Source organism: Acinetobacter sp. YH1901141, assembly GCF_013416935.1.
GTDB lineage: Bacteria > Pseudomonadota > Gammaproteobacteria > Pseudomonadales > Moraxellaceae > Acinetobacter > Acinetobacter towneri.
Genome location: NZ_VPEY01000051.1, coordinates 1 through 7,128 on the forward strand (window position 1 = coordinate 1; position 7,128 = coordinate 7,128).

The window sequence follows — 7,128 nt, forward strand, 5'->3', positions numbered from 1 at the left end:
AATGAGAAAAACCAAGCAAAGTACCGATCAACTAGTATTTTTTAGGGTCGATCTGACACCAGTCATACGTTTTTTCTTTGACACTACTCGGTTCAAACGAGTAGCAATTTTTCCTCATTATTCTCACCAATGTTTCACCATCACTTTCTCGAATTTGTAGCGGATATTTTTTTAGTACAGCCATATCTGCTCTACGTTCATCAATTTCGTCTTTGCTTGGTATGTATAAAAAGATAGCCAAAATGAACACCATCATCACAGCAACAAACGTGCTGGCAAAAATAAAGATAAGTTTTAAGTTGAGCCTGTTTGTAGCTTCGTTTAATGCCTGAATACTGTTGTTTAATGCACCTGTATGCTTCTTATTTGTGTTTTCTAGCGATTTTTCAGCCTTGTCTAGCACTCCACTAGCGACTTGGTTGTAAAACTGCTCTAATCGCTTCTTATCGTCTGCTATGGCTTCTCGATATTCCTTCATGGATGCCAATAAAATATATAACTGGTCATCTAAATCATTTTGATTACTCATAATGACATTCCGCCTCTACTTAGTTTTTGATATGCCTTGCGGAGTGCTTGCTCGGCTCGTTGTTTATCTAATTCTTGCTGTCGTTTCATTTCCGCTTGGCGTTCCAGTTCTAGACGTTTGGTTTCTTGGTTCTTCTGCCATTGATCAAAACCTTGATCGACACGGTTTAAACCACGCTGTAAAACGCTCTCTTTCTGCTGTTTCTGTTGGTCAAGCTGTTGGGCGTTCTGCTGTTTCACATTGTCATTAAAACGGCTGATTTCAGTGTCTATGCCTTGTCTGCGTAATTGGGTGACTTTAGTGCCTTCATGGATGGTGGCTTGTAGTCCGTTATTCTGATCGGCATAGCTGCGGTGATCTATTTTTTCTCGGTAGCCTGCTCGTTCTAATGCGTGATTGGCTAAATTTGCCCACGTTTCCCGAATCTGTTTAATTTCGTCTTGGGTTGTACCCATACCAAGGCTTTTTCGTTTGGCGTTGCTGAGTTCAATATCGGTTTTGGTGGTCAGGGTGAGTTTATTGTCCGTGTCCAATTCGGCTTTTCGGGTGGTAAGCATGATATGGGCGTGATGATTCTTATCATTACCGCCTTTGCTGGGTTCATGGATGGCTAAATCTGCGATCACTCCATAGCGATCAACTAAGGACCTGGCAAAGTCTTTTGCCAAGTCCTTACGTTGATCAGCGTCTAATTCATCAGGTAGGGCAATGACCCATTCTCTAGCGGTTCGGGCATCTTTACGGTTTTCGGTTTTTTCTGCCAAGTTCCAAAGTTCACCACGGTCAATTTCAATATCTAAATTAGACAGAATTTCAGAATGGGCGACACCGTCTTTTCTCGTAAAGTCATGGGTCAGTCCTGTGCGTTCATCTTCTAGTTTTTCCCCTGCACGATATGCAGATGATGCAACCGCAGTTCGCCCCGAACTTCGGTTCACCGTTTTAGTGGAACAATGATAAATTGCCATGCAGTCGCCTTGGGGTGCTTTTGCTTTTAAAAAATTGCGTAGCAGTTTTTTGGGGTTAAGGGGTGTCCCCTTGCGCAACTTTGACTTGAACTTTGTTCAAGTCGTAAGTGCGCATTTCATGAAAAACACGATAGCATATTACCCGCTTGAATTTCAATTCATAGGGTCTTATGCTTGAGTGGTTTTCTATATTCCGAAATTAACCGTTATGACTAAATCTGCTGAAAATATCGAAAAGAAAATTGAAGCCCAGTTAGAGAAGCTGAAACAGTTAAAAGCACAGAAACAGGCTATTGAAGCAAGAGAACGTACCAAAAAGAAAGAACAGGAGCGCAAGGATGATACTAGGCGTAAAATTTTGCTCGGTTCTTACTTGATTAAGAAAATGCAGGCAAATGAAGCTAATAAAGAAAAAATACTCGCTGAACTCAACGAATATTTAACAGAAAATAGAGATCGACAGCTTTTTGATTTGCCCGACATTGAAGCCTAATTTTTCTTAGCTGTTTGGTTATTCTGTTCGGCTTGATACTCGGGAATGAGCGTGTTTAAAACCTTTTGAATATTGTCTTTGTCCTCTATCTGCAAATGATCCCGATAGTAAATTAAGTCCTGTATTTTGCTTTCCATCTGCATTTTTTCGGTGGGTTTGGCATTTTTGGATAGTCGGGATAATAGGAAGATATAACCGCATATATTTTCCCTCGCAATTTCATAATTTACGATGTCGAGGTATTCAACGGTCACATGCTTTAGATCGGTTGATAGGTTATTTAATTTAATCATGGCTGAAATCCTGATTTTTCTAAAATTGGATAAAGCTCTCTGAATTTTTCAGGCTCTAAAAGCATATCAGCGATACGAATAGCAAATTGTTGGTAGCTTTCTGTACCTTGTGAATATTTCCCCATTTCAGGCATTTCTGACATTTTATTCGCAAATAAATGGCGTTGTGCATCGGTCATTTTTATAAAAAAATCAGGCGTGTTTGGATCTCTTTTTGCTTCAACTTTTGGCTGTTGTTTTTGCTTAAATTTGAAAGAAAAACCTGAAATGATCCGTCCTTTTTTATGCTGTTCATACGTTACAGTAATATCAGTATGCTCATTAATTTGTTTAATTGATGGTTCAAGCACACGCTTTTTAAAGTCACTCATGGCGGTGTATTCACTATCAACAAGACCTAATCTGTTTCTAAACTCACTAAGTTCTAGTTGTGGAACTTTTCCAACTTCACGCCAAGCAATCAGCAATTCATAAAGCCTAGTGGCGTATTTACTGGTTAGGTGAGCAACTTGTTTAGCTTCATATTTTGTAAAGTGTTCTTCCAATCGTGTGATTAAAGGCACTACATCAGGAGCAAAAGTAATTTCTAACAATGCTAGGTCATCTACATAAAATATACGGCTTACCCAGCGAGATCGAACAATGCCGACTTTGCCTGTTTTTTTATATTCGGCTGTATAACTAAATTGACGATTAAACAGATTATTTACAGCTTCTCTCAAAGCTTTATATGACGCATCGGCAGATACATTGAATAGCTTGGCGTAGTCACTAGCATGTATTTCCAGTTTACTATCCGCAGTGATTCCTTGTCCCGATTCTCTAGCATTAATGATAGCTAGCATGATCAAACGTTGTTCCGTTAGCTCTAGGTTGTAACTGGCATTTATTAGAGCATTATCTTTCACGACTAAACTATTTTTCATAAGAAGAACTTATTATTATCTAATTAAAGGACAATGTAATCTAATATCTTTTTAAGGTCAATATTTATAATGTCTTTTAATTAAGAGCAAATGTCCGTTTATACAAGAGCAAATGTCCGTTTATACAAGAGCAAATGTCCGTTTATACAAGAGCAAATGTCCGTTTATATAGTCTGTAACACTTACTACACAAGGGTTTCAACCTGTCTAAAAGCATTAAAAGCTTTAAAAATAATTAAAAGCCTTTCGAGAGGGGAGTGCTAAAAACTGCCCTATGTACTCGCTAAAGCTCGTACTCTATTGAAGCTCGTTCCTCGCTTCGTGGGGCAGTTTTTAGTTAATCCTGTTGTGAAATCTAAAAGCAAAAGCATTTGTAATGTATTCGCTTCGCTCATACTTTTTGAAAAGCAAAAGCTCCAAAGTTCGCACCCATTCGGGATGCTCTGTAGCTACCGTTTAAAATCGAAAGGGAGCTTGTAATCAGAGAAAAGGCGAGGGCGAAATTTTGATGATGCTCAATCGCTCGTAGACACTCGCTCGGTTCTTATTATCTAGGTTTTAATTATTTACTGGAGCTAACCAAAGTTGTGAAACATTGCTTAAATAATAGGCGTGGAACGTGAAAAATCCATAAAAAAGCCCAATCGGGTGTGATTGGGCTATAAACTAGAAACTACAGCATTGATTTCTATAGATAATTATAACGCATTTCGTATAAGGTGTATTATGTTAATTTTAGAAAATCTTCACTACTATTATTTTAAAATAAGCCTTATATCCAAGCATAAAACAAGGTTGTCTAGACTTCTTTTAACAGTAAAGTTATCATAAAACTGAATTTTATTTTTTAGGTAAGTTTATGCATTCTATCCGCATTCGTTAAGACACAACTATTTGCATAGTGACACTATTTTATAATGGTGGGCTTTTGTTGTGTCTTTAAGAATATATGCGGATATATAAAGTAAAAGTATGCTTAATTTATAAGTATGCTTTTAGTGCATAGTTTCCAGTTATAACTTAATTGACTAGCTATTTGTCCACCCTGTGGATGAATAGCTTTTTTTTTGGGAGGACACTGTGATGCTAGCTTTTGTTTTCACCTAAATCCTGTTTGCTGCATAAAAAATTTCAAGAGCTAAACAGGAGTAAATAAAAATGAGTTTAATTATTAAAGCGAGAAACATACGCTTGGATTATGCTGGGCGTGATGTTTTGGATATTGATGAATTGGAAATTCACTCTTATGACCGTATTGGTCTTGTGGGTGATAACGGAGCAGGAAAGAGTAGTTTACTCAAAGTACTTAATGGCGAAATTGTTTTAGCCGAAGCGACATTACAGCGTTTTGGTGATTTTGCACATATCAGCCAACTGGGCGGAATCGAAATAGAAACGGTCGAAGACCGGGCAATGTTATCTCGCCTTGGTGTTTCCAATGTACAAAACGACACAATGAGTGGCGGAGAGGAAACTCGTGCAAAAATTGCTGCCGCATTTTCCCAACAAGTACATGGCATTCTAGCGGATGAACCAACCAGCCACCTTGATCTCAATGGAATAGATCTACTTATTGGTCAACTTAAAGCATTTGATGGAGCATTACTTGTTATCAGTCATGACCGATATTTTCTTGATATGGTTGTAGACAAGATATGGGAGTTAAAAGACGGTAAAATTACGGAATATTGGGGTGGTTACTCGGATTACTTGCGTCAAAAAGAAGAAGAGCGACAACACCAAGCCGTAGAATATGAGCTGATGATGAAGGAACGGGAGCGATTAGAATCTGCTGTGCAAGAAAAACGCCAGCAAGCTAATCGATTAGACAATAAGAAAAAAGGAGAAAAATCCAAAAACTCTACCGAAAGTGCTGGACGACTTGGGCATGCAAAAATGACTGGCACCAAGCAAAGAAAACTGTATCAGGCAGCTAAGAGTATGGAAAAGCGTTTGGCTGCATTAGAAGATATTCAAGCACCAGAGCATTTGCGTTCTATTCGTTTTCGTCAAAGTTCAGCCCTAGAACTGCACAATAAGTTCCCGATTACGGCAGATGGTCTGAGCTTAAAATTTGGTAGCCGTACTATCTTTGATGACGCTAACTTTATAATACCGCTTGGCGCTAAAGTCGCTATAACTGGATCGAATGGAACAGGGAAAACGTCCTTGTTAAAAATGATATCAGAACGTGCTGATGGATTAACCATATCTCCAAAAGCTGAAATTGGCTACTTTACACAAACAGGATATAAATTTAACACGCATAAATCTGTGCTCTCCTTTATGCAGGAAGAGTGCGAGTACACAGTTGCGGAAATTCGTGCAGTATTGGCTTCAATGGGGATCGGAGCGAATGATATTCAAAAAAACTTATCCGACTTATCGGGAGGTGAAATCATCAAACTGCTTTTATCCAAAATGCTTTTAGGAAAATATAATATTTTGCTTATGGATGAACCAGGAAACTATCTTGACCTAAAAAGTATTGCCGCATTAGAAACAATGATGAAGTCCTATGCAGGAACTATTATCTTCGTATCTCATGACAAGCAATTGGTCGATAATATTGCTGACATTATCTACGAGATCAAAGACCACAAAATCATCAAGACTTTTGAGAGAGATTGTTAATGATAGCCAATCTAATCCGAACATTAATTATTGAACTCTTTAAAGGAAATTAAAAATGACAATTCAAGATATTCAATCACTTGCTGAAGCACACGGCTTGTTGCTTACGGACAAAATGAATTTCAATGAAATGGGCATTGATTTTAAGGTCGTTTTTGCTCTTGATACAAAGGGGCAACAATGGTTGCTGCGTATTCCTCGTCGTGATGGCATGAGGGAACAAATCAAGAAAGAAAAACGCATTTTAGAATTGGTAAAAAAACATCTTTCTGTAGAGGTTCCTGATTGGAGAATTTCATCTACAGAATTAGTGGCTTATCCCATACTTAAAGATAATCCTGTTTTAAATTTGGATGCTGAAACCTATGAAATAATTTGGAATATGGACAAAGATAGCCCGAAATACATAACATCTTTGGCAAAAACCTTATTTGAAATCCATAGTATTCCTGAAAAAGAAGTTCGGGAAAATGATTTGAAAATTATGAAACCTTCAGATTTAAGACCTGAAATAGCAAACAATTTGCAGTTAGTAAAATCTGAAATTGGTATAAGTGAGCAATTGGAAACCCGCTACAGAAAATGGTTGGATAATGATGTTCTATGGGCAGATTTCACCCAATTTATACATGGCGATTTATATGCTGGGCATGTACTAGCTTCAAAGGATGGAGCTGTTTCAGGCGTTATTGATTGGTCAACAGCCCATATAGATGACCCAGCGATTGATTTTGCTGGGCATGTAACTTTGTTTGGAGAAGAAAGCCTCAAAACTCTAATCATCGAGTATGAAAAACTAGGGGGTAAAGTTTGGAATAAACTATATGAACAGACTTTAGAAAGAGCAGCGGCCTCTCCTTTGATGTATGGTTTATTTGCCTTAGAAACTCAAAATGAAAGCCTTATCGTTGGAGCAAAAGCTCAGTTGGGAGTTATATAATTTAAAAATATGATTGCTGAGAACTGCCTTGTTTTGAAACTTGGTTGGCTTTAATTAGTTTTTAGTATTCTTTATAGAAAATGCCTCGATCAAGGGGCATTTCTAACAATCATTTAACATAAAATTTCTTATGCGAAATTTCAGCTCGATGCTTTGAAAGATGGCTAAAGCCATGTTTCAAAGTCGGGCAACTTTGCGCTTGCTGTAATTTGATTTGTAATGAGAAAAACCAAGCAAAGTACCGATCAACTAGTATTTTTTAGGGTCGATCTGACACCAGTCATACGTTTTTTCTTTGACACTACTCGGTTCAAACGAGTAGCAATTTTTCCTCATTATTCTCAC

At 37.8% G+C, this 7,128-nt stretch carries 7 protein-coding genes; 3 read left to right on the forward strand and 4 right to left on the reverse strand.

The annotated features are described in order from the left end of the window. Nucleotides 1-31: 31 nt before the first annotated feature. Both FTV52_RS14050 and mobQ read right to left on the reverse strand, forming a co-directional pair. Complete coding sequence (locus FTV52_RS14050) at nt 32-529, reverse strand: hypothetical protein (RefSeq protein WP_004856450.1); 498 nt, start codon at nt 527-529, stop codon at nt 32-34. Next, nucleotides 526-1,497 carry a MobQ family relaxase gene (gene mobQ, locus FTV52_RS14055; protein ID WP_004856449.1) on the reverse strand — a complete coding sequence of 324 codons (972 nt, stop codon included), beginning with the start codon at nt 1,495-1,497 and terminating at the stop codon, nt 526-528. Before mobQ ends, FTV52_RS14050 begins: the two co-directional genes overlap by 4 nt. Nucleotides 1,498-1,705: 208 nt before the next feature. Between mobQ and FTV52_RS14060 the strand changes: the two genes are divergently transcribed. Beyond that, nucleotides 1,706-1,990 (forward strand): hypothetical protein, encoded by a 285-nt coding sequence (locus FTV52_RS14060; RefSeq protein ID WP_004871868.1) that lies wholly within the window; start codon nt 1,706-1,708, stop codon nt 1,988-1,990. Here the strand turns inward: FTV52_RS14060 and FTV52_RS14065 are convergent. Together FTV52_RS14065 and repM are read right to left on the reverse strand one after the other, a co-directional pair. Beyond that, the gene (locus FTV52_RS14065) at nt 1,987-2,283 is read right to left on the reverse strand and encodes a hypothetical protein (RefSeq protein ID WP_005265043.1); all 297 of its coding nucleotides are present in this window, start codon (nt 2,281-2,283) and stop codon (nt 1,987-1,989) included. The genes FTV52_RS14060 and FTV52_RS14065 overlap by 4 nt on opposite strands. Continuing rightward, nucleotides 2,280-3,209 (reverse strand): replication initiation protein RepM, encoded by a 930-nt coding sequence (repM, locus tag FTV52_RS14070; protein WP_004871874.1) that lies wholly within the window; start codon nt 3,207-3,209, stop codon nt 2,280-2,282. The genes FTV52_RS14065 and repM overlap by 4 nt, the downstream gene beginning before the upstream one ends. Before the next feature lie 1,158 nt (nt 3,210-4,367). On the opposite strand from repM, the gene msr(E) reads away from it, so the two are divergent. Further along, nucleotides 4,368-5,843 (forward strand): ABC-F type ribosomal protection protein Msr(E), encoded by a 1,476-nt coding sequence (msr(E), locus tag FTV52_RS14075; protein WP_000052512.1) that lies wholly within the window; start codon nt 4,368-4,370, stop codon nt 5,841-5,843. 55 nt (nt 5,844-5,898) lie between these two features. Continuing rightward, a complete protein-coding gene (locus FTV52_RS14080; RefSeq protein WP_000155092.1) occupies nt 5,899-6,783 on the forward strand; it encodes an Mph(E) family macrolide 2'-phosphotransferase in 885 nt (294 codons plus the stop codon). Nucleotides 6,784-7,128 lie beyond the last annotated feature (345 nt).